Genomic DNA, 26,570 nt, shown 5'->3' with positions numbered 1-26,570 from the left:
GAGAAATGCGCCCGAACGGGGTCGCCGCGGATAATCCTAGCCGCCAATACCCGAATCGCGCCGCCTTGCCTTCATGTAATTCCCCACGACCTCCACCACGGCGTCCGCCGCTGTAAAGAGCAGGAACCACAGCAGCGCCCCGCGCAGCATCCCCGCCTGCCAGGCCAGCACCGCAATGATGGGGAGCAACGTATCGAGGCCGGACAGGAAGCTGAAACCCACGTCGAAGGCGCTCCACCGGCGCGGCGCCTGTGCCACTTCAGGCTTCGCCGGAAACAGCTTCTCGGCATAGAGCCGGTTCACCCGCGCATAGGTCGCAAGCAGACCGCAGCACAGCCCCACGGCAAGCCACGGAAAGGCCGCACCCGGCCACATCCGGTCAGCGATGAGGCCATAGCAGCCATAGGCCACGTTGCGGTACATGATGTCCGCCGCGAAATCCATGTAGCGCCCGCTCAGCGAACTGCGGTTCAGCGCCCGCGCCAGCGGTCCGTCGGCGCAATCGAGCACATTGAAGGCAAGAGCGAGAATGGTGACCACCCACATCGCCTCGCCGGGTGGCAGAAACCAGGCGGCCAGCGCCATCGCGGGAACCATCAGCGCGCCCAGCAGCGTCAGCTGGTTGGGTGTTACACCGAGCGGCACCATGGCCCAGGCGACAAGGAAGGCTGGCATGCGGTAGAACACCAGGGAACCCCAGTCGGTGGCGATTTCCTCCTGCAGTTTCCGATCCCGGTAATCGGCGATAATGGAGGAAAGAGAAACCGTCTTCATGCCGTGCCACACTCCGTCTGCTGCCCATCCCACTATAGAATCAAAAGGATTTTTCAATGAATGTTTCAACGGCGGTGATTTTGGCGGCAGGACGGGGCATGCGCCTGGGCGACGATTTCCGCGACCGTCCGAAGGGCTTCATCGACTGCCAGGGCAGCACACTGGTGCAGCGATCGCTCGCCATCCTCAGGGCTTCCGGCATCACCAGGGTGATGATCGTCACCGGCCACTGCGCCGACTTCTACGATGATCTCGCGCGCCAGTCGGCGGGCTTCGTCACCACGCTCTTTAACGAACGCTATGCCAGCAACGGCTCGCTGGTCAGCCTCACCGTGGCGCTCGATGCGGTGAAGGGGCCCTTCCTCATCCTCGATTCCGACATCGTCTATGAGCGCCGCGCAATACCCGCCCTGCTCGACTGCCCGATGGAGAATGCGGGCCTCGTTTCGGGCACCACGGACTCAGGCGATGAATATTATGCCTGGGCCGATGAGGTGGCGGGCCTGCCGCTTCCCGCCGTGCGCCGCCTGTCGAAGAAGCTCACGGATGAACCCGATCCCCCGATCGGCGAGCACGTCGGCATCCTCAAGATCGGACAGACGCTGGCCGACAGGATTCGCGCCGCTGCCCCGGCAAAGGCCACGGCCCAGCCCATGGCCTTCTATGAGGATTGCCTCATCGAGCAGCTGCCCGGCTGCCCCATGGGCGCGCTGAGGATTGATGATCTGGTGTGGTGCGAAGTCGATGACCAGCGCATGCTGGAGCGTGCCGGCCGCCTCGTCTTCCCGCGGCTCGACCCGCTAGACGTCATCGAGCGTGACGCTCAGGCGCTGACGACCCTCGGCAAGGCGTGACTCGGCAAGGTGGTCCGCCCCTGGTGGCGGATCATCATCGCCGCCAGCCGCAGCGCGGCCTCCGCGGCGCTGTGACCGGTGTCCACCCGGCTGCTTGAAGCCCCGGGAAGCGCGTCGCCCGCCCACGTGAAGTCCAGTCGCAACGCCGTCTCGTCATACTGTGCCACCGCCTCGACGGGGCCTCTGGCGAGGACGTCCATCGCCTGTGCGAATTCCTCCACCACGGCTTCCGCCTTGGCGACGAGCTCCATGCGTGCACCCCACATCCTGGCATTGGTCTCGACCCAGCTGCGCAGCACCTCGTCGCCTTGCGCAGGCTCCCACACCGTCGCCACCTTGCGCTTCACGCCGATGCGGAACAGCGCCGTCAGGATGATGGCCACCGCCACCGAGGTGATCAGCGCCGAGCTGAACACCGTCTTCACCACCATCGGCAGCATCAGCGCGTGGATGATCTCGTCGAAGGCCAGCCCCACGATCAGCGCCGAACCGATGGTAATGCCCCGGCGGTTGTCGATCATCCGCTGGGTGAGCATGTTGAAGCCCGCCCGCATCACGAAGCCCGCGGTGAAGAACACCGCAGCCCCCTGCACCGATGCCGGGATCAGCAGCAGCAGCGGCGGCCCGAACGGCAGCAGACCGAGCACGATCCACATCACCCCCACGCCGCGTGCCACATTCGGCGATGATACGCCGCTTGCAGCAACCAGACCCACGCTGCCCGAATTGCTGTTGATCGGCATCGATCCCAGCAATCCCGCGATGATATTGCCCAGCCCCTCGGCCACGCCACCCGCCGAAATGGATTTGGTGTTGGGGCGCTTCCAGTTCTGGTCCGACACCTGGTGGCTCGCCACCACGTCGCCCGCCACGCGCAGGAAGCTCGCCACCGCGCCAATCATGAACCCCGGCAGGTAGCTTCCCGTGAAGCTGATCGGCACCAACGGCCACTGCGGCACGGCCAGCATGAACCGTGGCATGGCCAACGCCTCCGTGCCGAGCATCAAGTAGAGCAGCAGCGCTGCCAGGCAGCCGGCGCACAATCCCACCAGCACGGCCACGCGTCGCCACACCTTGCCACCCCACACCGAAAGCGACACCATCGCAGCAAGTGCCACCGCTGCGGCCAGCCACTCGAGTGGTGCCGCCACCTGCCCGGCACTCACCCCGCAGATCAGCTTGAGGCCAAGGATGCCCCAGCCGAGGCCAATCATCAGCACCGTCACCCCGATGACGTCAGCCGGAATGAAGCCGCGCACCTGCCGCAGGATGCGTGACAGCACGAGTTGCGTTGCGCCCGCAATGATGGTGAGGCCCGCCACTGCACCAAGCCCGTGGGCGCTTGCCACTGCCAGCGCAGGCGCCACATAGATTCCGGTGAAGCAGGCTGGCAGAAGATAACCCGAACCGATGCCGCGCCAGCCCCAGGCCTGCAACAGCGTGGCGATGCCCACCGCGATCATCGCGATCTGGCAATAGCTCTCGACATCCGTGCCATCAAGGCCTGCCGCCTGCGCGATGAGCCGTGGAATGACCAGCGTCACCGCGCCCAGCCCGAAGTGCTGCAGCACGGCGGGCACATAGATCGCCCAGCCCAGCCTCTTCACGGCAGCGCCTTCGGCCATTGCCATCCGCTTCATTCCCTCGCAATCCGATGTGGCTGGGGCCCCACTGCCGATCAGACCTTGGTTTCGCTGCTGGTCAACAGTTTCCACATCACGTCGGTCCCCAGAACGAACGACAGTTCACGGAAGGCGGTGAGCGGGATCAGCATCACGAACATGATGGCAGCATAGACAAACATGCCAAACCAGCTTCCACCTCCAATGCTCATGATGCTCTCGCCGAAGGGCAGGCCCTTGATCGCGGCGTGGATCGTTTCTTCGATCACGTGGAACACCATCAGCAGCGCAGTGAACAACACCGTCCGGCCAAGCACCACCCAGACCAGCGCCAGCTTGCGCAGCTTGTCGCCGAGCTTGAGCATTTCGCCGATCAGCAGCACCTTGCCGAGGATCAGCGCATTTACGATGGCGTAGCCCTGACGCCAGTAGTCGATGCCGTTCTCGTTCAGCAACGCCCTCTTGTACAAGGCGAACAGTGCCAGCACGACCCACAGGTAAAGGGTGATGGCGATGTAGATCTTCATTTCGGCGATCGCCTTTTCCTTGAGGCTTTCATGGACCGCGCCCGGTGCCGGAGGTGGTGTCGGTGTCTTTGCCATCACTGGTTCCTCATCAATCGCTGCTGCATAGAAAAAGGGCCCTGCCAATGGCAGAGCCCCATGTTCATCCGCTGAAAGGCCGGAGCCCTTAGCGCGAGTAGTATTCGACGACCAGGTTCGGCTGCATCTGGACGGGATAGGGAACGTCCGAGAGAGCCGGCACGCGCACGAGGCGAGCGGTCATGCCCTTGTGGTCGACTTCGATGTAGTCCGGCGTGTCACGCTCGGCGAGCTGCACGGCCTCGAGCACAACGGCCAGGCCCTTCGACTTCTCGGTGAGCTCGATCACGTCGCCGGCCTTGAGGCGGATCGACGAGATGGTGACGCGACGGCCGTTGACCTTCACGTGACCATGCGACACGAACTGGCGCGCGGCGAAGATGGTCGGCACGAACTTGGAGCGGTACACGACCACATCGAGGCGACGCTCGAGCAGGCCGATGAGGTTTTCCGACGAGTCGCCCGTCATGCGCACGGCTTCGTCATAGACCGAGTGGAACTGCCGTTCCGAAAGATTGGCGTAATAGCCCTTGAGCTTCTGCTTGGCCTTCAGCTGGGTGCCGAAGTCCGACATCTTGCCCTTGCGGCGCTGGCCATGCTGGCCGGGGCCATATTCGCGCTTGTTGACCGGGCTCTTGGGGCGGCCCCAGATGTTCTCGCCCATGCGGCGGTCGATTTTGTACTTCGCGTTTGCGCGCTTCGTCATTTACGGTCTCCTAGAGTGACGTTGAGAACCCACCCTCCTGGCACCGGTCTCCCGGCCGACAGCCCCAATGGGGCACGGGCAAGCGAACGGGGCCGTCAAAGCCCCGTGCTGCGGCGCGTATAGGGGATGCAGGTAGCAGTGTCAAATCCGCCTCGAAATGTCTTCTCCCGCTCCTTCTGCGGGAGAAGAAGGGACCCGTTGCGGCACGCAACGGGGAGATGAGGGGATGTCCACGCTGACCCTGACCGGACCCCGTGGTCCCTCACCTCCCCCAGCTTCGCTGGGTCCCCTTCCTCTCCCGCGCCGCGAGAGAGGACGCTGTAGACAACCCCTTGATCTTTCAACATACCTCCCTCCATGCTCCAGAATCCCGCCCTCCGCCATCTTCGGGACATCGCCGCCCTGCTCACGGTGGGCCTCTTCATGTTCCCGCTGTTCTGGTGGGGCCTCAATTCCATCAAGCCGGCCAGTGCCATATTCGAGAATTTCAGCGTCAACTGGTTCGACTTCACCCCCACACTCGACAATTACCGGGTGACGCTGGCCGGCGAGGGCCCGGCCTTCTTCGCCTCCCGCCAGGCCATCCTCGACACGCTGCTGGTGGCCATGGGTGCCACGCTTCTCACCCTCGCCACTGCACTCCCCGCGGCCTTCGCCCTGTCGCTCATCCACTTCACCTCCAGGCGCGCCGTTTTCCTCTGGGTGCTGTTCCACCGCATCCTGCCGCCCATCGCCATCCTGGTGCCCCTCGTCTTCACCTATTCGCAGGTGGGCCTGCGTGACACGCGGGCAGGCGTCATCCTCGCCCATGCCGCCGTCAACCTCCCCTTCGCCATCCTGCTGCTCAAGTCCTTCTTCGATGACGTCCCGCGCGAAGTGGGCGAGGCCGCCACCATCGACGGCGCCACCCGCTTCACCTGCTTCACCCGCATCTACGTGCCCCTGGTCAAGGGCGGCATCGCCGCCTCCGCCGTCCTCTGCTTCATCTTCTCGTGGACGGAGTTCCTCATGGCGCTGTTCCTCACCAACTCCATCCGCCTGCTGCCCGTGCAATTGAGCCTCGTCGTCACCCAGACCTGGGGCTTCACCTCGGCCCTGAGCACCGCAAGCATCCTCCCCGCCTTCCTCTTCGTCCTCCTCGTCCAGCGCCATCTGGTGCGCGGCCTGACGATGGGGCTCACGAAGGGTTGAGCGCGAACGCCCCCTCGATGAAGAACCCAATTTCGGAGAATGCGCCTTTCTAGCACAGCGAGCGCGCGCTGTCAAGGACTTTCTTCCTCTTCTAGACTTTGAGGTCCAGAAACTCCGGCAGGTGGAAGCTCATCCTGGCATAGGCCGGCAGCGCATCCTCTGCCGCCGCGCGGGTGGAGGTCAGCAACACTGCATTGTGCGGCGGCACCGGCTTCGAGAGCTCCCTCGGCACCACGTCCTTCAGCACGTCCGCCACCCGCCTCGCGATCGCCGGCGCAGGGTCGATGTAGCGCACCACCCAGGGCTCAACCTTCGCCATCTCGTCGGCCAGCAGCGGGTAATGCGTGCAGCCCAGCACCACCACGTCGGTGCGCTTGGCCCCCTCCTCCACGAACACCGGTGCAATCTCGGCCTTCAGTTCCTGGAGGTCCACCGGCACGCCCTTCAGCTTTCGCTCGGCAATCTCCGCCAGCTTCGGCGCACCATGCAGCGTCACGTGGCAATGCGAGGCAAAGTCGTGGATCAGCGTATGCGTATATTCGCGCCGCACGGTTCCCGGCGTCGCCAGAACACCGATGATGTGCGACTTGGACTGCGCGGCCGCGGGCTTGATCGCCGGAACGGTGCCGACGAAGGGCACCTTGTAACGCTCGCGCAGCTGCGGCAGCGCAATGGTGGACGCCGTGTTGCAGGCCACCACCACGATATCAGGCTCCACCCGCTCGATGAGCTTTCCCATCACGAACAGGATGCGCTGCACCAGCGCCTGCTCCTCCCATGCGCCATAAGGGAAGGCCGCGTTGTCGGCAGAATAGATCAGCTGCGCGAAGGGCAGTTCATGCCGCACCGAGCGGGCAACGGTGAGCCCGCCCATGCCACTGTCGAACAGCAGGATGCGCGGCTGGCTCATCCTTCCTCGCGCTCCTTCTCGGCGCGTTCCTTATCGCGCTGTTCCTTGCGCTTCTCGTGGGCGCGGGTCAGCGAGGAGACGATGCCCCGCAGCGAGCGCACCTCCTGCTCCATCAGCTGCGCACGCCCGAAGATGTTCCGGATATTGATCATCATGCCGGGCTTCTTGGCCTCGGTCTTGAAGAAGCCTGCCACGTCGAGTTCGTGCTCGAGGTGGTCGAAGAAGCCGAACAGCTCTTCCTTGGTGGCTGGCCGCGTGTCGGGCGTCTGCAGGCCGGGGCCTTCGAGGGCGGGCAGCTCCGGCGTCTTCTGGCCTAAGCTCTCCGCCTGGTCCTTGTACCACTCATAGCTCATCAGCAGCACCGCCTGCGCGATGTTGATCGAGGCAAAGGCGGGGTTGACGGGTGCCGTCACGATCACGTCGGCCCGCGAGATCTCCTCGTTGGAAAGGCCGGTGCGTTCGCGGCCGAACAGGATCGCCACCTTCTCGCCGCGCGCCACCCGCGCCCGCATGTCGTCACCCGCCTGCTCGGGCGTGATCACTTCCTTGATCATGCCGCGCGGCCGTGCGGTGGTGGCATAGACGAAGTTCACGTCCTGCAGCGCATCGTCCAGCGTCTGGTGCACCGTGGCGTTCTCGATGATCCAGTTGGCACCGGAGGACGAGGTCAGCGCCTTCTCGTTCGGCCAGCCGTCGCGCGGGTCCATCAGGCGCAGCTCGTGCAGGCCGAAATTGGCCATGGCGCGCGCCGCCGTGCCGATGTTCTCGCCCAGCTGCGGGCTCACCAGCACCGCGATGGGCGCAGGCCCCAGCACCTGATTCTTGGTCTTGTCGGTTCCAGCCATGATGAGCTTGGAATAGCGGCGTCAGCCCCGCCCGTCCAGCCGCCTCGCGGTTCTGAGTTCCGGGAACCAGCGCGACCAGAAGAAGGCGACCCCCATGGTCCCCGCGCCCCCCAGCGTCACCGCCGCCACGGCGCCGATCAGCCGGGCCACGGTTCCCGCCCGGAACTCACCGAGCTCGTTCGAGGCTCCGATGAACACCCGGTTCACGGCATTCACCCGTCCGCGCACCTCGTCCGGCGTCCACAGCTGGAGAAGCGTCTCGCGGATATAGACGCTCACCATGTCGCAGGCCCCCATCAGCACGAGCGCGCCGATCGAGAGCGGCACGGACTTCGAAAGCCCGAACACCATGGTGAAGAACCCGAACAGCGCCACGAAGATGAACAGGATGCGCCCCGCGTGGTCCTTGATCCCATAGCGCGCGAGGTAGAGCGCCATCGTCACGGCGCCCACGCCGGGAGCCGCCCGCAGCAGCCCCAGCCCCCACGGCCCCACCTCGAGAATGTCGCGCGCATAGACCGGCAGCAGCGCCACGGCACCACCCAACAAAACGGCGAAGAGGTCGAGCGACACGGCACCCAGCACGATCTTCTCGCGCCGGATGAAGGCGAAGCCTGCGAACAGCGTGCCCAGCGTCGTTTCCTCGGCTGGCGCTTCACGGGTCTGCGGAACGCGTCCCATGGCAATGACCAGCGTCGCCGCGATGATCACCAGTGCCAGCGCCATGCCATAGGCCACCGGCCCCGCAATGCCGTAGAGAAGGCCGCCCGCCACCGGCCCCGCGATATTCGCCGTCTGCCAGATCATGGTGGTGAGCGAGATCGCATGGGCGATCGCCTCCTTTGGCACGAGGTTGGGCGCCAGCGCATCGGAGGCCGGATTCATGAAGGCACGACCAACACCCAGCAGGGCAAGGATGCCGAACACCGGTGTGACGTTGGTCGGGTGCGTGAGCGTGAACAACAGCAGCCCCAGCGCGCACAGGGCTTCGAGGCTGAGGCAGGCCGCCATGATGAGCCGCCGGTTGAAGCGGTCGGCCACCAAGCCCGTCACCAGCACCAGCAGCAAGGGCGGCAGGAACTGCACCAACCCGACGTAGCCGAGGTAGAGCGGGTCACGCGTGATGTCATAGATTTCCCATCCCACCGATACCGACATGATCTGCACCGCGAATGAGGCGCAGCCGATGGCGATCAGGTAGAGCACGAACTTGGGGTGCCGAAGCGCGTTGGTCTCGGCGGAGGCGCGAAGCGTTGTCATGAAATTGTCTAGGCCGCCCTGCCCTGACGCTCCACAACACGTTTGAGCAGCGGCACGTAGTGGCGGAACTCCGGGGTCTCCACCCCCGGCTTCTTGCCCTCATCATCCCAGATACGCACGCGCACGGCTTCGCGGTGGAAAGGATTGGACTCGAAGTCGTTCACCTCCGCCTCGCTCATCGGTCCGCCCTGCAGCATCAGCGTGTGCTTGGAAGCCTCCGACAGCCGATCATAATAGCCCTTGTCGGTTGAGCAGAGATAGCGCTTGGCAGGCACGTGAAGCCGCACGCATTCGGTGATGACCGGCGGGAAGAACGGGGCCAGCACCTTGGCGCCCGACTCCTCATGGTAGTTGTCTTGCGCGTCACCCAGCGACATGGGGCCGAACTCGGAGGTGTAGTGGCCGATGTCATGCAGCAATGCCGCCGCGACGAGTTCCTCAGGCGCACCTTCGGCTTCCGCCAGAACAGCACCCTGCAGCATGTGTTCGGACATAGAGACCTGCTCGCCCAGATAGGACTCGGCCCCGCGCCGCTCGAAGATGTCGGCGATGAACTCCACGATGTTGGAGCGGTCAAGCTGGGGCGCCGTCATTGCAGCAGTCCTTCTTCCTCGATGGCCGAGAGTGTGGAGTAGAGTCCGTCCTTGTCGGCGTAGCAACCCTGCAGCCAGCGCTTGCCGGTGCCGGAGAAGCTCTTCCTCGCATGCAGCACCCGGGTGTTGTCGACGATGAACAGCTCGCCCGGCTTCAGCTTGAAGGTCACCTCCATCGCGGGGTCCTCGATCAGCTCCGCGAAGCGGCGGTAGGCGGCGTAGTAGTCCGCCATGTCCTCGTAAGGAATGTCGGTGGCCGCGGCGAGCGAGCGGTTGTTGAAGCGGATGGCGATCAATTCGCCGTCCGGCCCCAGCTCGATCATCGGCCGCTTGGCGCGCAGCCTGACGCCCGCTGATCCCTCATAGGCAAAGCGTGCGGCGTGGCCGGACAGCAGATCGAAGCCGCGCGGATACTCGGTCTTCAGTCGTTCCGCCACCTTGAAGCCGTCGACCACGATCGAGTCGCCGCCATCGACGGAGTTCTCGAGGCAGGCGAGGATCTGCAGCGTCGGCACGGGGTCGCGATAGGGATTGTCCGTGTGGGCCTGCAGCCCGAGGTTCGTGTAGGCGAGGTTGTTGGGGTTCACCTCCGCCCTCACCTCGAAGAAGCGGCCGTAATTGGTCTCGCGCACGTAACCAAAGAGCTCCGCCACCTTGCACAGAGTGCCAGGCTCTGTGGGGGTGCCTGTCATCACCGCGAAACCATAGCGGCGCACGGCGGCAAGCCAGCGGCCGAGAGCCTTGCGATCATTGGTGACGTCGGTCCAGCTTTCGGAGGGAACGCTGTTCAGCAGCCGGGAGTCCCAGCGCTCGATCGCCTTCCCCTTCCAACCCGGCGGCCTTGTCTCGTGCCGGTCATAGGCGTGCCGGGCCAGCCAGCTGCCGTCGAAATCGATGCTCCGCCCCTCCGGCTCGAAGCGCAGCGACAGGGTGCCGCCAGCGGCGTTCGCCACGGCGATCTTGGTCTCGGCCGGAATGTCGAGGATGGTGATCAGCCGCTGGCCATTGCCGGGGCTGCGGGTCTTTTCGTCCCGCGCGTTGTCGCGGAGCCACAAGGCGTGGAACCTGTGGCGTTCGGCCCCCAGCGAAACCTCGACGGCGGCACCGCCATCGATCACCTTCGCCTCCGAAACCTGCATCTTGCCGTCCCCCAACCAGCCGCCACCGGGCGGCAGACTGGACCGGGGGTTGGTGCGATTTCAAGCCCCCAAACCGTGACAGGGGCATGACATCTCCGCCTACAGTCTGATTTGCCGCTCACCCAGAGGGCTGCTATAGGCGGAGCACCTATACCGCAGCGCAACAGAAGGCTTTTCCCATGGCGAAGATCAAGGTCCAGAACCCGGTAGTCGAGTTGGACGGCGACGAGATGACCCGCATCATCTGGGACCTCATCAAGAAGAAGCTGATCCTGCCCTACCTGGACGTGGACCTGCATTATTACGATCTCTCGGTGGAAAACCGCGATGCCACCAATGACCAGGTGACAGTCGATGCCGCCAACGCCATCAAGAAATACGGTGTGGGCGTCAAGTGCGCCACCATCACGCCGGACGAAACCCGCGTGAAGGAGTTCAACCTCAAGCAGATGTGGAAGTCGCCCAACGGCACGATCCGCAATATCCTGGGCGGCGTGATCTTCCGCGAGCCGATCATCTGCAAGAACGTGCCGCGCCTGGTTCCCGGCTGGACCCAGCCGATCATCATCGGACGCCACGCCTTCGGCGACCAGTACCGCGCCACCGACTTCACCTTCCCCGGCAAGGGCACGCTCACCGTCAAGTTCGTGGGCGAAGACGGCACGGTGATCGAGAAGGAAGTGTTCAAGGCCCCGGGTGCGGGTGTTGCCATGGCCATGTACAACCTCGACGAGTCGATCAAGGAATTCGCCCGCGCCTCGTTCAACTATGGCCTGATGCGCAATTACCCGGTCTATCTCTCGACCAAGAACACCATCCTCAAGGCCTATGACGGCCGCTTCAAGGACATCTTCCAGGAAATCTACGACGCCGAGTTCAAGGCCGAATTCGAGAAGCGCAAGCTGTTCTACGAGCACCGCCTGATCGACGACATGGTGGCTTCCGCGCTGAAGTGGACCGGCGGCTATGTGTGGGCTTGCAAGAACTATGACGGCGACGTGCAGTCCGACATCGTGGCGCAAGGGTTCGGCTCGCTCGGCCTGATGACCTCGGTGCTGATGACGCCGGACGGCAAGACGGTGGAAGCCGAAGCCGCCCACGGCACGGTGACGCGCCACTACCGCCTGCACCAGCAGGGCAAGCAGACCTCCACCAACTCGGCAGCCTCGATCTATGCCTGGACCGGCGGCCTCAAGCACCGCGCCAAGCTCGACGGTAACGAGAAGCTGAGCAAATTCGCCGAAGCACTCGAGAAGGTGGTCGTGCAGACCATCGAGGAAGGCAAGATGACCAAGGACCTCGCCGTCCTCATCGGACCTGACCAGAGCTGGCTCACCACCGAGGGCTTCCTCGACGCGGTGGACGCCAACCTGCAGAAGGCGATGGGCTGATCATTCAGCCTGCCCTCTACGATCATCATGGCCGGGCTTGTCCCGGCCACCTTTTTTGGCGCGGCGGGAAAGGATGCCCGGGTCATGCCCGGGCATGATGAGTTGCGGGAGTGACCTCTCGACGACCGCTCCCTTCCGCGCCACACTGCGTGCATGACCGACACGCTCGCCACCGGTGGCTGCCAGTGCGGCGCGGTGCGCTATCGCATCACCGCGCCCTTCGAGAACCCGCACATCTGCCATTGCCGCATGTGCCAGAAGGCTTTCGGCAACTATTTCGCCGCGCTGGTGGGCACGAAGAAGACCGGGCTTCACTGGACCAAAGACAGCCCATCCTTCTTCCGCAGTTCGGAGATCGTGCAGCGCGGCTTCTGCAAGGACTGCGGCACACCGCTCACATTCGCCTACGACACGGCAGACCGCATCGCCGTGTCGATCGGGTCACTCGACCACCCGGAAGCGGTGACGCCGGCACGAGCCTATGGAATTGAGGATCAGCTTCCCGCCTTCGCCCTGCTCCACGCGCTTGCCGGAACGCGCACGGAAGACGACGTTCCACCCGAGGACCTGAAGCGCCTGAAAAGCCGCCAGCACCCCGACCGGGACTGAGACCTAGATCATCACCTGCTTGCCGCCGCGATCACGCGGCCCCGCACCCACGTCAGGGAGTCGTCGGCATGGTTGGCGGCTTGTAGGCGGAGGACCAGACATAGGGATCCGGCGAGCAGTTGTTCACATCATTGATGAGCGGGTTACCCACCTGGTTGGGTCCGTCGAATGTGGGGCACTCACAGCTCACCAGCGGCAGGCCGGTGCTCGGGTCAGTCCTGTCGGTCGCATGGCACGGCGCGGTCATGCAGCCGGCGTAGATGTTACCCGCACCGCTCGTCGGGCACTGATAAATCGTGTCGCCCTTCTGAGGGATCAAGATTGGCGTGTAGTCTGACACGACATCCGCCCCGGGAAACAGGGTCTTCTTGCGGATGGCATTGCAGACGGGCGCCTGCCGTGTGTTCGGATTTGTCACGACATTGGCACCATTCAGGCACTTCGATCCATCCTTGCCACAAACCTTGACGGTCTGCAGATAGACGGCCTTGTTCAGGATCGCGTTGATGTCGACATAGGAGTAGGTCGCGCCGACCGGATTATCCTTCGAGACCTTGTAGCAGTCACACGTGGCAGTCTTCTTGTCGGCAGACAGAACACAGCCGGGTGTGCCACTCGGGCTTCCGGGAACGCCCGAATAATAGCACAGGGCGATCGGGCCAGTGTCCTCAAGCCGGCAGGCGAGGAAGTTCGATGCCTGCAAGGTAACATTGGCCCAGGCGCAGGCACTGGATGTCTGCGTGGTCTTGCAGTTGTTAATCGTCACCAGGCCGTTGAGGCCCTCATATTTGAACTGCGGCTTGCAGGCCGGAGTCGTCACGCAGCTCTGACTCATCGCCGCGCCCGGATTGAACAGGCACAGACACAACAGCAACAACGCGAAATGCCATGTTCCCTTGCCCGGACGTCCGAGCCAACCACTCACGTGAGCCATCATCCGCGTGCCTTCCAAATCCCACACTCCCTTCCGGTTAGTATATCATCGGTGATCTGTCGATGGATGAAGTGATTGTCCAATCCCTGGTTGCTGAGAAAAGCAGGCGCGGCGCAATCAGGTGGACACTGCGTGGACACTTTCCGCGCCGCAGCCCGGTTCAGACCGTTACCTGGCTTCCCACCTCGATCACGCGACCCGGCGGCAGGCGGAAGTAGCTGCTCGCGTCATTGGCATTGCGCGCCATCATGATGAACAGCTTGTCCTGCCACACCGGCATGCCCTGGTACTTCGAAGCGCGAACGCTGCGACGCGACAGGAAGAAGGACGTGTCCATCATCGAGAAGCTCATCTCCGACTTCGGGATCGAGAGCAGCGTGGCCGGCACATTCGGGTTCTCCATGAAGCCGAAGGTCGCCTCGATGCGCCAGAAGCGCTCCGAGAGCTGCTCGATCTTCAGGCGGCGCGACTCCTCCACCACAGGCACGGTGGCACCCTTCACGGTGAGGATGACGTTCCGGTCATGCAGCACCTTGTAGTGCTTGAGGCTGTGCAGCAGTGCCGTTGGGGCGCTCTCGGAATCGCCGGTGAGGAACACCGCCGTTCCGGGCACGGTCGAAGGCGGCCGCTTGGTGAGCGAGGCCACAAGGTCCTTGAGCGGAACCTCCGAAAGCCGGGTCTTCTCCGCCAGCAGGCGCGAGCCTTCGCGCCAGGTCCACATCAGCAGGAAGATGGCGGCACCCAGCGCCAGTGGCATCCAGCCGCCTTCCAGGATCTTCAGTGCATTTGCGCCGAAGAACACAATATCAAGTGCCAGCAGCGGCAGCATGATGGCAAGCACCAGCCACAGCGGCCACTTCCAGTCCTTCCACATCACGGCGACGGCCATCATCGCCGTCACCACCATGGTGCCGGTCACCGCGATGCCATAGGCATGGGCGAGCGCGCTGGATGACTTGAAGGCCAGCACCAGGATGATGACGCCCGCGAGCAGCAGCCAGTTCACCTGCGGAAGGTAGGTCTGGCCGGCATGCGATTCCGAGGTGAAGCGGATTTCCATGCGCGGCAACAGGCCGAGCTGGATCGCCTGCTGGGTCAGCGAATAGGCGCCGGTGATGACGGCCTGCGATGCGATGATGGTGGCGGCGGTGGCCATCACCACCATGGGCACGAGACCCCAGTCCGGCACCATGCGGAAGAAGGGATTGTCGATCGCCGCGGGGTTGGCCAGCAGCAGCGCACCCTGCCCCAGATAATTCAGCAGCAGCGCCGGCAGCACGATGACCAGCCACGCCGCCTGGATCGGGCGCTTGCCGAAATGGCCGAGGTCAGCATAGAGCGCCTCGGCACCCGTCACCGCAAGGAACACCGCGCCCAGCACCACGAGCCCGATGAAGCCGTGATGTTCGAGAAAGTGAACCGCCTTGAGCGGGTTGAAGGCCATCAGCACCGCGGGATTATCAGAAATGTGCCAGAGTCCGACCGCGGCCAGTGCGGCAAACCACACCAGCGTGATGGGCCCGAAGAAAGCCGCAACACGCCCCGTTCCCTGCGACTGGACGAGGAAGAGCCCCAGGATGATGACGAGCGTCAGCGGCAGCACGTAGGGTTCGAAGGCCGGCGTCACGATCTTCAGGCCCTCCACAGCGGAGAGCACCGAGATGGCTGGCGTGATGATCGCATCGCCATAGAACAGCGCCGCACCGATCATGCCGAGCACGGCAATCCAGGTGACGGATTTTCCGAAGGCGCGTTGCGCCAATGCCATGAGGGAGAGCGTGCCGCCCTCGCCCTTGTTGTCGGCGTTGAGCAGGACGAGCACATACTTGACGGTGACGACGAGGATGAGCGCCCAGATGATGAGCGAGAGGACGCCGTTGACCAGCGCTTCCGAAATGGCGCCGTCCTGGCGCATGCCGGCGAGGACGGCCTCGCGCAGCGCATAGAGCGGGCTGGTGCCGATGTCGCCATAGACGACGCCGACGGAGCCCAGGGCGAGAATGAGAAAGCCCGGCGGCCGGGGGCCGTGCCCGTGACTTGCGGACTCGTCCGAAGCCTCCCCGCCGTCCTGCACCGTGGTCATGATGTTGTCTCCGTTCCTTGCTGCGCTGCAGCAGGAGCGGCGATATGCTCCTGCTCGCGGAGGTTTACCTGCGCCATTTCTGCGGTCCAGACTTGCAGTTTTCGAAATGTAAGTCTTACTTTCCTGATGCGTGAGGAGACGACATGACCGAAATACATACCGGAGGTTGCCAGTGCGGTGCAATCCGCTATCGAATCGAGGGGCCGCTGGGCGGGGCCGGCTTCTGCCACTGCCGCATGTGCCAGAAGGCCTTCGGGTCATTTGGAGCCCCGCTCGTCAGCGTGCCGCCGGAGCGCTTCACCTGGACCAGGGGCGAACCCGCCACATTCCGCTCATCGCCCGTGGTGGCGCGCGGCTTCTGCCGCGACTGCGGCACGCCGCTGTTCATGCTGGAAGATGACTATGGCCCGATCGAAATCGCCATTGGGTCGCTGGACGATCCGAATGCGGCAGCGCCGGACCATGTGGCGGGCGTGGAGAGCAAGCTCACCTGGGCTGACGCTCTGCCCGGCCTTCCCGCCAAGCGGACGGAGGATGACCGCACCCCGCAAGACCTGACCAAGCTGCGCTCGCTGCAGCACCCGGACCATGAAACGGCAGAGTGGCCGGTGAAGCGATAGCCGATCACCTCATTGAGGTGCCACCCCACCCTATCCATCATGCACGGGCTCGACCCGGGCATCTGCTTGTGGCCGACAAAAAGGATCGCCGGGTCAAGCCCGGCGATGGTGGAGAGTTGAGATCGTGGTCGAGCCGCTATCAGCCCAGCGCGGCCTTCACGGCGGCCAGTGCCTCTTCGGCCTTGTCGCCATCCGGGCCACCGGCCTGGGCCATGTCGGGCCGCCCGCCGCCGCCCTTGCCGCCAAGCACGGCTGCACCAGCACGCACAAGATCGACTGCGTTGAAGCGCGACACAAGGTCATTGGTGACGCCGACAACGAGGCCTGCCCGGCCCTCATCGTTCAGCCCAACCAGCGCCACGACGCCGGAGCCGAGCTTGGCCTTGCCCTCGTCGACGAGGCCCTTCATGTCGTTGGGCGAGATGCCCTTCACGATGCGGGCCATCAGCTTGATGCCGTTCACTTCCGAGATGCCCTCGTCGCCACCGCCCTTGCCCCCCCCGCCCATGGCGAGCTGCTTCTTGGCTTCGGCCAGTTCACGTTCAAGCTTGCGGCGTTCGTCCATCAGCGTTTCGATGCGCGACACGATCTCGCTGGCGGGCGCCTTGAGGGCTGCAGCGGCGGCCAGCACGCGGCGGTCCTGCTCCTCAAGATAGGCGCGCGCGGCGGGGCCGGCCAGCGCCTCGATGCGGCGCACGCCGGCAGCGACGGCACTTTCGCCCACCACCTTGATGAGACCGATGTCGCCGGTGCGGCTCACATGGGTGCCGCCACAGAGTTCGAGCGAATAGATCGAACGGCCGGCGCCATGCTCGTTGCGGCCCATGGAGACGACGCGGACCTCATCGCCATATTTTTCGCCGAACAGCGCCATGGCGCCTTCGGCAATGGCCGCGTCCACCGTCATCAGGCGGGTCGAGACCTTGTCGTTCTGCAGCACGATGGCGTTGGCGATCTGCTCCACCTGGGCGATCTCGTCCGGGCTCATCGCCTTGTTGTGCGAGACGTCGAAGCGCAGGCGGTTGGGCTCGACCAGCGAACCCTTCTGCGCCACGTGGCTGCCGAGCGTGATGCGCAGCGCCTCGTGCAGAAGGTGCGTGGCCGAGTGGTGGATGCGGTTGCCGGAGCGCCGCGTGTGATCGACGGTGAGTTCCACCGCATTGCCCGGCTTCATGCTGCCGCGCACCAGCTCGCCAATGTGGACGAACACATCACCCACGCGCTTCTGCGTATCGGTCACGAGAAAGGAGGCGCCCTCGGCGGTGCGGATCACGCCCTTGTCACCGGACTGGCCACCGGATTCGCCGTAGACCGGCGTCTGGTTGACGACGATCGCGGCCTTCTGGCCCTCGGCGAGGCCTTGCACTTCCTTGCCGTCCACCACGATCGCGCGAATGATGCCCTCTGCCATCTCGGTGTCGTAGCCGAGGAATTCGGTGGCGCCGAAACGCTCCTTCAATTCGAACCAGATGGTCTCGGTCTTGGCGTCGCCCGAACCCTTCCAGGCGCGGCGCGCGTCCTCGCGCTGGGCCTCCATCGAGGCTTCGAAGGCGGCGGTATCAACCGTGATGCCGCGCGATTTCAGCGCATCCTGCGTCAGGTCGAGCGGGAAGCCGTAGGTGTCATAGAGCTTGAACGCAGTTTCGCCCGAGAAGGTGTCGCCCTTGGCGAGGCCGGCGGAGTCCTCGTCGAGCAGGCGAAGGCCGCGCTCCAGCGTCTTCTTGAAGCGGTTCTCTTCGAGATAGAGCGTCTCGGTGATCAGCGCCTCGGCACGAACGAGCTCGTTGTAGGCAGTCCCCATCTCGCGCACCAGCGTCGGCACCAGCCGATGCATCAGCGGTTCCTTGGCGCCCAGGAGCTCGGCGTGGCGCATGGCGCGGCGCATGATGCGGCGAAGCACGTAGCCGCGGCCTTCGTTCGACGGCAGCACGCCATCGGCGATGAGGAACGAGGACGCGCGCAAATGATCGGCAATGACGCGGTTCGAGGCCTTGGCATCGCCTGTCGCCGGAACGCCGGTCTTCTCGACGATAGCGCTGATCAGTGCACGGAACAGATCGGTCTCGTAATTGTCATGCGTGCCCTGCAGCACGGCGGCGATGCGCTCCAACCCCATGCCGGTGTCGATCGACGGCTTGGGCAGGTTGACGCGCTCATCCTTCGAGAGCTGCTCATATTGCATGAACACGAGGTTCCAGATCTCGATGAAGCGGTCGCCGTCGGCTTCCGCCGAACCGGGAGGGCCGCCCCAGATCTTGTCGCCGTGGTCGAAGAAGATTTCCGAGCACGGGCCACAGGGGCCGGTATCGCCCATCGACCAGAAATTGTCCGACGTGGGGATGCGGATGATGCGGCTGTCGGGAATGCCGGCGATCTTTTTCCACAGCGCATGCGCCTCATCGTCTTCCGAAAAGACGGTGACGGTGAGCTTGTCCTTGGGAAGGCCAAACTCCTTGGTGACCAGAGTCCAGGCCCACTCGATGGCATCGGGCTTGAAATAATCGCCGAAGGAGAAGTTGCCCAGCATCTCGAAGAAGGTGTGGTGGCGGGCGGTGTAGCCCACATTGTCGAGGTCGTTGTGCTTGCCGCCGGCACGCACGCATTTCTGCGCGGTGGTGGCGCGCGTGTAGGGGCGCTTTTCCATGCCGGTGAAGACGTTCTTGAACTGCACCATGCCGGAGTTGGCGAACATCAGGGTGGGATCGTTGCGCGGCACCAGCGGCGAGGAGGCGACGATCTCATGCCCCTGACGCTTGTAGAAGTCGAGGAAGGTGGAACGGATCTGTGCAAGCCCTGTCATGGTACGCCCGGCAAATGAGAGGTGGAGATTGGGGCGGTCTTAATGGCGCGAGGCCCCCCTGTCCAGAATAACCAAGCCAGAATGGGCCGGTGGCTGGGGCCAGCGCCCCTGCACCGCCAACACAAATGGAATGGCGCCCTCCGTGGGGTGACGGAAGGCGCCGGCTCAAGCGGTGTGGGGCAAAACACCGTGGGCGACCGGATGCCCCTTGGGGCAGGCATCCGGGTTCAGGAATGGAGTTGTCTGGAAGGGCCGATCAGTCGTCGGACTCGGCCGCGTCCTTTTCGGTGCCGTTGCTCAGGGCAGCGGCGACGATGCCGGCATTGCCGCGGATGGTGGCCTCGATGGAATTGGCCATGTCCGGGTTCTGGCGCAGGAAGGTCTTGGCGTTCTCACGCCCCTGCCCGATGCGCTCGCCATTATACGAGAACCACGAACCGGACTTTTCAACCACGCCGGCGGTGACGCCCAAGTCGATCAGCTCGCCCACCTTGGAAATGCCTTCGCCATACATGATGTCGAACTCGACCTGCTTGAAGGGCGGGGCCACCTTGTTCTTGACCACCTTCACACGGGTCTGGTTGCCCACCACCTCGTCACGGTCCTTGATGGCGCCGATGCGGCGGATGTCGAGGCGGACGGAGGCATAGAACTTCAGCGCATTGCCGCCCGTCGTCGTTTCGGGTGAACCGAACATCACGCCGATCTTCATGCGGATCTGGTTGATGAAGATGACCATGCAGTTGGTCTTGGAGATGGACCCCGTGAGCTTGCGCAGCGCCTGGCTCATCAGGCGGGCCTGAAGGCCCGGCAGCTGGTCGCCCATTTCGCCTTCGAGTTCGGCGCGCGGCGTGAGGGCTGCGACCGAGTCGATCACCAGCACCTCGACGGCGCCGGAACGCACCAGCGTGTCAGCGATCTCGAGGCCCTGCTCGCCGGTGTCGGGCTGGGAGATCAGCAGGTCGTCGATCTTGACGCCGAGCTTCCTCGCATAGACGGGGTCGAGCGCATGTTCGGCGTCGACGAAGGCGCAGATGCCGCCGCGCTTCTGGGCCTCGGCGATGGTCTGCAGCGCCAGCGTGGTCTTGCCGGAGGACTCCGGGCCGTAAATCTCGATCACCCGGCCCCGCGGCAAGCCGCCGATGCCGAGTGCGATGTCGAGGCCCAGCGAGCCCGTGGAGATCGACTCGATCTCCAACGCCGAATTGGCGCCGAGCTTCATGATGGAGCCCTTGCCGAATGCCCGCTCGATCTGGCTCAGAGCCGCATCAAGTGCCTTGTTCTTGTCCATGGAATTCTCAACGACCCGCAGATTCGATGCTTGTGCCATTCGGTTTACTCCTTGCTGTCCAGTGGGTCCACCGGCGGCCGTCTCAGCCCCGCCGCGTTACCGATGTTCGGACTATGTTCTATTTTCGTTCGGCGCGCAAGGGGAAAATGGAACGTTCCTAAGTGATTGATATAACGGTTAACACCTCGGACGAAAACGGAACATACCGGAACAACACGACGTGTACGGATTAACCGCGTTTTCGGCGAGATTTTCTTCTCTTATTTGTATCACCGAACGATTTTCAGCACCCGCTCCAGTGCCCCTGCCACCCCGAAAAGATCGCGGTCACAGCCCCACGGCGCCATGGCCATCAGCCCGCAGGGCGCCTCGCCCACCCCCTGCATAGGCAGCGAGATGGCGCAGCCATTGAGGAAGTTGCCGACGTAAGTGTTGCGCAGGCTCATGGCGTTGAAGCGCATGTAGTCCTTGTCTTCGGCAAGCTCGGCGATGGCCGGCGGCGTGTTGAGCGTGGTGGGCAGCAGCACCGCGTCGAAGCCGGTGAAGCGCTCGGCGAAGAGTGCTACCATCTCGCGTCGGCGCGCCACGTAGCCAAGATAGTCAGCCGCCGCGATCGATTCGGCCGCCGCGATGCGGAAGCGGACGCGCGGGTCATATTCATCGCCCCGCGCGGCCATGCGGGCGCGATGATTGAAGAGAGCCTCCGCCGCGACGATGCCGCCCTTTGAATTGATGGTGGGGATCTCACGCAGTTCGGGGAAGCTCATGTCGGTGAGAACCGCACCCGCCGCCGCAAGCGCCTTCAGCGCGCGTTCGAAATCCTGCGCCACCTGCAGGGCCAGGCCATCGAACACGAAGTCCTTGAGCACCGCGAGGCGGAGGCCGCTTGCCTGGCGCTCGGGCACCATGCCGTCCCAGTCGCCCGCCATCACCGCATCCGCCGTGGCGCAGCAGGCCACCGTGTTGGCCAGCGGTCCGATGGTGTCGAAGCTGAAGGACAAGGGGTTGCAGCCAGTAAGCGGCACGCGCCCTTGGCTCGACTTGTAGCCGACGATGCCGCAGTAGGAGGCAGGCACGCGGCAGGAGCCGCCGGTGTCGGTGCCGATGCCGAGCGCCACCATGCCATCCGCCACCGACACGCCAGCCCCCGAGGACGAACCGCCGGGGATGCGGCCCGTGGCGCGGTCAAAGGGCGAGCGCGGCGTGCCGTAATGCGGGTTGAGGCCAACGCCGGAATAGGCGAACTCGGTCATGTTGGTGCGACCGATGACGATCATGCCGGCGTTCTTCAGCCGCGCGATGGCAGTGGCGTCGGCCGTGGCGGGCGAATCATTCGTCAAAACGGTCGAGCCCGCCGTGGTCACCTCGCCGGCCAGATCGAAGATATCCTTCGAGGAAAAGGGAATTCCGGCGAGCGCCGAGACCTGCCGCCCGCGCTTTCTCTGCACGTCAACGAAATCGGCGGCGGCACGGGCGCCCTCGGCATCAACGGCGATGAAGGCGCGGGCCCCCTCGCCTGCCGGATCGGCGATGCGCGCCAGCGACTGCTCCACGAGGTCGCGGGAGGTGACTTTGTGGCAGGCCAGCTGGCGGGCGAGATCGGCGAGGGTGTGCATGGTGAATTCCTGACGGCTTGCAAGCTGGCTTAAGATGATTCAAAGACCCGCGCATCCGAAAAGCGAAATGGGGCGGGCATGGCATATGACATCGGGTTTCTCGGCATCGAGGGCATCCGCACCGCGGTGGCATGGGCGCGTCTGGAGGGCTGGAACCCGGGGCTCAATGATGCCGTACCCTTCGCGGCGGAGGACCCGGAAGGCTTCCTCGGCCTGCGTGTGGGCGGCGAACTGGCCGCCACCATCTCGCTGGTCCGTTACGGCGCGTCCTTCGCATTCCTCGGTTTCTACATCTGCCACCCGGAGTTTCGCGGCAAGGGGCTGGGTCACGCCCTGTGGAACGAAGCACTGCAGCGCAAGCCCGCGCGCTGCATCGGCCTCGACGGGGTGAAGGCGCAGCAGCCCAGCTACCGGCAATCCGGCTTCGTGCTGGCGCATGAAAACATCCGTCACGGCGGGTTGAAGCCCGGCGGCTATGCCCAGCGCCACCCCGCACTCATCGACCTTTCCGCCGCCGATGCCGCCGCGATCGATCGGTTCGAACAGCGCCGGCGTCTGTTCCCTGCGCCGCGGCCCAGGTTCCTCGCCGAGTGGCTGCGCCACGACGCGCTGGCGCTCCGGCGTGATGGCGAAATCGTGGGCTATGGCGTGGTGCGCCAGTGCCAGGAAGGCTGGAAGGTGGGGCCACTGTTCGCGGAGAACGTGGGCGATGCAGAGACCATCCTGCGCGGGTTGCTGACCAAGGTGCCGGAGGGAACCTTCTTCCTCGACACGCCGGGCACCAACCAGGCGGCGGTGGATCTGGCCGTGTCCCTCGGCCTGAAGCCGATGTTCGAGACGGCGCGCATGTATCGTGGGCCTGCGCCCGAGATCGATACGGCGAAGGTGTTCGGGATCACGACGTTCGAATTGGGATAATGCCCCTGGTTGACATTCTCCCGCCTATTCATCATCGCCGAGCTTGTCCCCGCGATCCCTCTTTGTAGCGACGAAAAAACATGCCCGGGACGAGCCCGGGCATGATGAATTTACCCTTATGAAGACCGGAACTAAACCTCCATCGCCTCTTTCACCTTCTCGACGAGCTGCTTCAGCGAGAAGGGCTTGGGCATGAAGCTGTAGCCGGCGTGGCCTTCGAGGTCCTGCTCGAACTGCTCGCCCGGGTAGCCGGACACAAACACGAACTTGGTCTCGTTGCCGCGCTTCCTCAGTTCACGGAGCAAGGTGGGGCCGTCCATCTCCGGCATCACGACGTCGGAGATGATGAGGTCGAAGCCCTTGTCGTCCATGTCGATCTTCTCGATGGCGCTCTCGCCCGAGTCCGCTTCGACAACGGTGTAGCCGCGCGACGTGAGCGCACGGAGCGCGAAGGCGCGCACCGCATCCTCGTCCTCGACCAGAAGGATGCGCTCCTTGCCAGTGTAGTCGCGCTTGGGCGCCTCCACCGGTTTTTCCTCGACGGCGGCAGATGCCTCCGATTTCTGCGGATAGTAGCGCGGCAGGTAGATCTTGAAGGTGGTGCCCTTGCCCATCTCGCTGTCGCAGAAGATGAAGCCGCCCGTCTGCTTCACGATGCCATAGACGGTGGAAAGCCCGAGGCCCGTTCCTTTGCCAACGTCCTTCGTCGAGAAGAAGGGTTCCCAGATCTTGTCACGGATCTCGGGCGGAATGCCACTGCCGGTGTCCTGCACCTCGCAGGCCACATACTCGCCGGGCGGCATCAGCGACGGCATGATGCTGCGCGATTCCTCCACCCCAAGATTATGGGTCCGCACCGTGAGCGAGCCACCATTGGGCATGGCGTCACGCGCGTTGACGGCGAGGTTGATGATCACCTGCTCGAACTGGTGGATGTCGACCATCACGAGGCCCAGCTCGCGATCATGGTTGATCTTGAGCGACACCTTCTCGCCCAGCACACGGCCAAGCAGGTTGCCGAGGTCGGAAAGCGCCTCGGTGAGCACGTGCACCTTGGGCTGCAGCGTCTGCTTGCGCGAGAAGGCCAAGAGCTGGCGCACCAGGTTCGCGGCGCGGTTGGCGTTCTGCTTGATGTTCATCACGTCGGCAAAGGCGGGGTCGGTCGGCCGCATCTTGGCCAGCAGCAGGTCGGCGAAGCCGATGATCGGGGTCAGCACATTGTTGAAGTCATGCGCGATGCCGGATGCGAGCTGGCCCACGGCCATCAGCTTCTGGCTCTGCGCGAGCTGCACCTCGAGCGACTTGTTCTCAGTCTTGTCCACGGCGAAGACCACCGCCGTATCATCTTCAGGCGCAAGGCGCGTGAAGGTGAAGAGCACGTTACGCGGGGTCGTGCCTTCGACATTGGCCTCGATCTGGTGGAGGCTGCCTTCGTTCCGCAGAGCCGTCGACAGCGTCTGCAGCAGCGAGGCGCGTTCCGAGGCAACGATTGCCGCGGAGAGCTCAGAGCCGCGCCGCGCCTTGGGCGAGAGTTCGATGAAGGCACCGTTCGCCATGCGCACGATGCCGTCCTTGTCGATCTCGGCGATGCCGATGGGCGCATTGTTGATGAAGCGGGACAGCCGGGGCGCGGAAATCTCGCCGCCCGCCGCGGAGGTGCCCGCAAGGTGACGCGGCACCACGATGGTGCGCGACGGCGAGGGCTGGCCCTCGGCATCGAATTCCACATGGTGGATTAGCTGCACCGGGATGAGCTTGCCCGTGATGTTGTTGCGGAGGTCAAGGCCGAAGCTCTCCGTCACGGCGGTGCCGGGCTTCGGCGCCACGCCGGAGACGAGGCGGGCCGCCTGCTCGCCCAGCAGGTCGGAGAGCTTCATGCCGGCGTTCTGGGCTTCCGTGAGGTCCACCCCCAGCCACTGCGCGAGCGTTGCATTGATGTAGTCGACCTGCCCGTCGCTCAAGGTGGAGAAGAAACCGGCGGGCGCATTGTCGAGATAGGTGATGATGAACTGCAGCCGCGAGAAGGCCTGCTCCTGCCGCGCGCGATCCTCGCTGATGTCCTCGATCTGCCACAGGCGCAACAGCTTGTCGCCGCGCTGCACGTGCGTGGCCGAGAGCTTCACCCACACAGGTCGGTCGGGCTTGGCACAGGGTGCCGCGGCACCTTGCGCCACGCGCAGCTCGCGCGTTTCGCTGCGGCCTTCGGCGACGGCCTGTGCGAGCTGGTAAACGGGTGCGGAGAATTCCGCATAGGGCGCGAACAGCACATCCATGCCGACGAGGCGCCCGGCCTTGGCAGCGAGAGCCTGATAGGATGCGTTCGCATAGACGGCGCGACCCTCGGCATCCGTCACCACCAGCGGATGGCCGATGGCGGCGGTGAGCGCGTCGAGGAAGCCCCGGTCATTACGGTCGCCACCCAGCCTGAGCAGGCCCGCCACCAGTGCCAGCAATGCAAGAAGACCGAGCCCCGCCAGTGCCGCACCGGCCCACAGCAGCCAGCGCGGATTGCCAGCCGGAAGGTGGCGGAGGGCGAACACCACCGTCGCCGCGACGATCACCGCCAGCAGCAGGGCAATCAGGGCACGGCCTGCCCCGCCGCCGCCCGCTGCCGCCGGCGCTGCGATCCCGCCTGTCACCGGCACGTTCCTGTCCGTCATCAAACCCCACCCCGAATCAATTGCAGTATAGGGCAATCGGGGGCACGCGGAATCGCCTGCAGCCTGCCATTGATCTTCGCTTTACAAATCTTTGGCCTGCCGCCAGAGTCCCCGACCGGGCAGAAACCGGTACGCAAGGCTGTGCCGGAAGGGACGTTGTTTCGCGTTTGTGGAGGGGAGTCGGGATGGAATTCCTGAACCAGAACATGCACAACATCATCACGGCGGCAGTCATCCTGCTGATCGTGATCATCCTGCTTGCGGTCTGGCGCAAGTACAGCCCGCGCGTCTCCGGCGGCCGGCGCGGCCAGCGCCTTGGCGTCAGCGAATATTATGAGGTGGACAAGGACCGGCGCCTGGTGCTGGTGCGGCGCGACACTGTCGAGCACCTGATCCTCATCGGCGGCCCGCAGGACATCGTCATCGAGGGTGGCATCGGCGCCACCCAGAGCGCCCCATCACTGGGCACAACGACGGGCGGACTGGACTTCTCCACCAAGCCCCCGGCGGGCACCGCACGTGCCGCACCGCGGCCCTCGGTCTATGTCGAGAAAACCCTGTCGGCAGGCCCGACGACTCGTCGCGAAGATCCCGAACTCTAGAACGACAAAAGCCCGGCCAATGGCCGGGCTCTCGCATTAGGGTTGGCGTGAATTACTCGTTCACGGCGGGCGGCGTCGAGCGGCGCTCGTTCATGAAACGGTCGAACTCATCCTGGTCCTTGGCGCGGCGCAGGCGCTCCACGAAATCGCGGAAGGCCTTCTGCTCGTCCTCCAGCCTGCGGCGCTCCTCGTCGAGCCGCTTGAGCTGCTCGCGCTTGTAGGCGTCAAAGGCGGCGTTGCCGGAGCCGGCGAAGCCATAGGAGCTGGACTGGTTCTTCCAGCCCGCGCTCCAGCCTGACAGGTCAGGTGCCTTGAAGCCTGCCCACGGGGCGGCGGTCTCTGCCGAGCCCTTCCACATCTCGCCGTTCTTCCATTTCAGGAAGAGGGCGATGAGCCCCAGGGGCCAGAACACCACGAAGCCGGCGACCATTGCGCCGATCTCCCAGGCCGACCAACGGCCCATTGAGCTCAAACCGCAGCCCCGCTTGTGCGTGCTGCCGTTCTGCTCGAAACCAGCCGAAGCCGAATGTGTCATCTCCGATCCTCTCTC

23 protein-coding genes are annotated in these 26,570 nt (G+C 64.4%); 7 read left to right on the top strand and 16 right to left on the bottom strand.

Annotated features, from left to right (window positions below; all coding sequences use genetic code 11):
• Positions 1-36 precede the first annotated feature (36 nt).
• Complete coding sequence (locus tag WCJ41_RS01280; RefSeq protein ID WP_336904002.1) at positions 37-774, bottom strand: CDP-alcohol phosphatidyltransferase family protein; 738 nt, start codon at positions 772-774, stop codon at positions 37-39.
• Positions 775-830: 56 nt separating this feature from the next.
• Between WCJ41_RS01280 and WCJ41_RS01275 the strand changes: the two genes are divergently transcribed.
• Positions 831-1,628: a phosphocholine cytidylyltransferase family protein gene (locus tag WCJ41_RS01275; RefSeq protein ID WP_336904001.1), complete on the top strand. Its 798-nt coding sequence runs from the start codon at positions 831-833 to the stop codon at positions 1,626-1,628.
• Here the strand turns inward: WCJ41_RS01275 and WCJ41_RS01270 are convergent.
• The 3 genes from WCJ41_RS01270 to rpsD all read right to left on the bottom strand — a co-directional run bounded on the left by WCJ41_RS01270 (position 1,598) and on the right by rpsD (position 4,558).
• A complete protein-coding gene (locus WCJ41_RS01270) occupies positions 1,598-3,268 on the bottom strand; it encodes a solute carrier family 23 protein (protein WP_336904000.1) in 1,671 nt (556 codons plus the stop codon). The genes WCJ41_RS01275 and WCJ41_RS01270 overlap by 31 nt on opposite strands.
• Before the next feature lie 38 nt (positions 3,269-3,306).
• Positions 3,307-3,852: a hypothetical protein gene (locus WCJ41_RS01265; RefSeq protein ID WP_336903999.1), complete on the bottom strand. Its 546-nt coding sequence runs from the start codon at positions 3,850-3,852 to the stop codon at positions 3,307-3,309.
• Between the two features lie 88 nt (positions 3,853-3,940).
• Entirely contained in the window at positions 3,941-4,558 is a 618-nt protein-coding gene (gene rpsD, locus WCJ41_RS01260) for a 30S ribosomal protein S4 (RefSeq protein WP_336903998.1), read from the bottom strand.
• Positions 4,559-4,915: 357 nt separating this feature from the next.
• On the opposite strand from rpsD, the gene WCJ41_RS01255 reads away from it, so the two are divergent.
• Positions 4,916-5,749: a carbohydrate ABC transporter permease gene (locus tag WCJ41_RS01255; protein WP_336903997.1), complete on the top strand. Its 834-nt coding sequence runs from the start codon at positions 4,916-4,918 to the stop codon at positions 5,747-5,749.
• 91 nt (positions 5,750-5,840) lie between these two features.
• On the opposite strand, the gene murI is transcribed toward WCJ41_RS01255, so the two are convergent.
• The 5 genes from murI to WCJ41_RS01230 are packed head-to-tail and all read right to left on the bottom strand — an operon-like array spanning position 5,841 to position 10,496.
• On the bottom strand, positions 5,841-6,659 hold the full coding sequence (gene murI, locus WCJ41_RS01250; protein WP_336903996.1) for a glutamate racemase: 819 nt from the start codon (positions 6,657-6,659) through the stop codon (positions 5,841-5,843).
• Positions 6,656-7,504 carry an RNA methyltransferase gene (locus tag WCJ41_RS01245; RefSeq protein WP_336903995.1) on the bottom strand — a complete coding sequence of 283 codons (849 nt, stop codon included), beginning with the start codon at positions 7,502-7,504 and terminating at the stop codon, positions 6,656-6,658. Before WCJ41_RS01245 ends, murI begins: the two co-directional genes overlap by 4 nt.
• A 21-nt stretch (positions 7,505-7,525) precedes the next feature.
• Positions 7,526-8,764: an MFS transporter gene (locus WCJ41_RS01240; protein ID WP_336903994.1), complete on the bottom strand. Its 1,239-nt coding sequence runs from the start codon at positions 8,762-8,764 to the stop codon at positions 7,526-7,528.
• 8 nt (positions 8,765-8,772) lie between these two features.
• Positions 8,773-9,357 (bottom strand): HD domain-containing protein, encoded by a 585-nt coding sequence (locus WCJ41_RS01235; RefSeq protein ID WP_336903993.1) that lies wholly within the window; start codon positions 9,355-9,357, stop codon positions 8,773-8,775.
• Positions 9,354-10,496, bottom strand: a complete 1,143-nt coding sequence (locus tag WCJ41_RS01230; RefSeq protein WP_336903992.1) for a gamma-butyrobetaine dioxygenase — start codon at positions 10,494-10,496, stop codon at positions 9,354-9,356. The genes WCJ41_RS01235 and WCJ41_RS01230 overlap by 4 nt, the downstream gene beginning before the upstream one ends.
• Positions 10,497-10,675: 179 nt before the next feature.
• Here WCJ41_RS01230 and WCJ41_RS01225 point away from each other — a divergent pair, with 179 nt between their 5' ends.
• Together WCJ41_RS01225 and WCJ41_RS01220 are read left to right on the top strand one after the other, a co-directional pair.
• Positions 10,676-11,887: an NADP-dependent isocitrate dehydrogenase gene (locus tag WCJ41_RS01225; protein WP_336903991.1), complete on the top strand. Its 1,212-nt coding sequence runs from the start codon at positions 10,676-10,678 to the stop codon at positions 11,885-11,887.
• A gap of 153 nt (positions 11,888-12,040) precedes the next feature.
• The gene (locus WCJ41_RS01220) at positions 12,041-12,496 is read left to right on the top strand and encodes a GFA family protein (protein WP_336903990.1); all 456 of its coding nucleotides are present in this window, start codon (positions 12,041-12,043) and stop codon (positions 12,494-12,496) included.
• A 52-nt stretch (positions 12,497-12,548) separates the two neighbouring features.
• Here the strand turns inward: WCJ41_RS01220 and WCJ41_RS01215 are convergent, their stop codons facing one another.
• Positions 12,549-13,448 (bottom strand): hypothetical protein, encoded by a 900-nt coding sequence (locus WCJ41_RS01215; protein ID WP_336903989.1) that lies wholly within the window; start codon positions 13,446-13,448, stop codon positions 12,549-12,551.
• Between the two features lie 142 nt (positions 13,449-13,590).
• Entirely contained in the window at positions 13,591-15,513 is a 1,923-nt protein-coding gene (locus WCJ41_RS01210) for a potassium transporter Kup (protein ID WP_336903988.1), read from the bottom strand.
• A 143-nt stretch (positions 15,514-15,656) separates the two neighbouring features.
• On the opposite strand from WCJ41_RS01210, the gene WCJ41_RS01205 reads away from it, so the two are divergent.
• The gene (locus WCJ41_RS01205; protein ID WP_336903987.1) at positions 15,657-16,133 is read left to right on the top strand and encodes a GFA family protein; all 477 of its coding nucleotides are present in this window, start codon (positions 15,657-15,659) and stop codon (positions 16,131-16,133) included.
• A gap of 139 nt (positions 16,134-16,272) precedes the next feature.
• Here WCJ41_RS01205 and alaS read toward each other — a convergent pair whose 3' ends face one another.
• The 3 genes from alaS to WCJ41_RS01190 all read right to left on the bottom strand — a co-directional run bounded on the left by alaS (position 16,273) and on the right by WCJ41_RS01190 (position 21,840).
• On the bottom strand, positions 16,273-18,933 hold the full coding sequence (gene alaS, locus WCJ41_RS01200) for an alanine--tRNA ligase (protein WP_336903986.1): 2,661 nt from the start codon (positions 18,931-18,933) through the stop codon (positions 16,273-16,275).
• Positions 18,934-19,189: 256 nt separating this feature from the next.
• Positions 19,190-20,263, bottom strand: a complete 1,074-nt coding sequence (gene recA, locus WCJ41_RS01195; RefSeq protein WP_336903985.1) for a recombinase RecA — start codon at positions 20,261-20,263, stop codon at positions 19,190-19,192.
• A 230-nt stretch (positions 20,264-20,493) separates the two neighbouring features.
• Positions 20,494-21,840, bottom strand: coding sequence for an amidase (locus tag WCJ41_RS01190; RefSeq protein WP_336903984.1), 1,347 nt, complete (start codon positions 21,838-21,840; stop codon positions 20,494-20,496).
• Positions 21,841-21,918: 78 nt separating this feature from the next.
• On the opposite strand from WCJ41_RS01190, the gene WCJ41_RS01185 reads away from it, so the two are divergent.
• Positions 21,919-22,758, top strand: coding sequence for a GNAT family N-acetyltransferase (locus WCJ41_RS01185; RefSeq protein ID WP_336903983.1), 840 nt, complete (start codon positions 21,919-21,921; stop codon positions 22,756-22,758).
• 131 nt (positions 22,759-22,889) lie between these two features.
• Here the strand turns inward: WCJ41_RS01185 and WCJ41_RS01180 are convergent, their stop codons facing one another.
• Positions 22,890-25,418 (bottom strand): response regulator, encoded by a 2,529-nt coding sequence (locus WCJ41_RS01180; RefSeq protein ID WP_336903982.1) that lies wholly within the window; start codon positions 25,416-25,418, stop codon positions 22,890-22,892.
• A gap of 185 nt (positions 25,419-25,603) precedes the next feature.
• Here WCJ41_RS01180 and WCJ41_RS01175 point away from each other — a divergent pair, with 185 nt between their 5' ends.
• Entirely contained in the window at positions 25,604-26,020 is a 417-nt protein-coding gene (locus WCJ41_RS01175) for a hypothetical protein (RefSeq protein ID WP_336903981.1), read from the top strand.
• A 52-nt stretch (positions 26,021-26,072) separates the two neighbouring features.
• Here WCJ41_RS01175 and WCJ41_RS01170 read toward each other — a convergent pair whose 3' ends face one another.
• The gene (locus WCJ41_RS01170) at positions 26,073-26,555 is read right to left on the bottom strand and encodes a DUF2852 domain-containing protein (RefSeq protein ID WP_336903980.1); all 483 of its coding nucleotides are present in this window, start codon (positions 26,553-26,555) and stop codon (positions 26,073-26,075) included.
• Positions 26,556-26,570: the final 15 nt, after the last annotated feature.

Origin of the sequence: Aestuariivirga sp., from assembly GCF_037139295.1 — a bacterium.
Lineage (GTDB): Bacteria > Pseudomonadota > Alphaproteobacteria > Rhizobiales > Aestuariivirgaceae > Aestuariivirga.
This window is presented reverse-complemented; position numbering and strand designations above follow the sequence as displayed.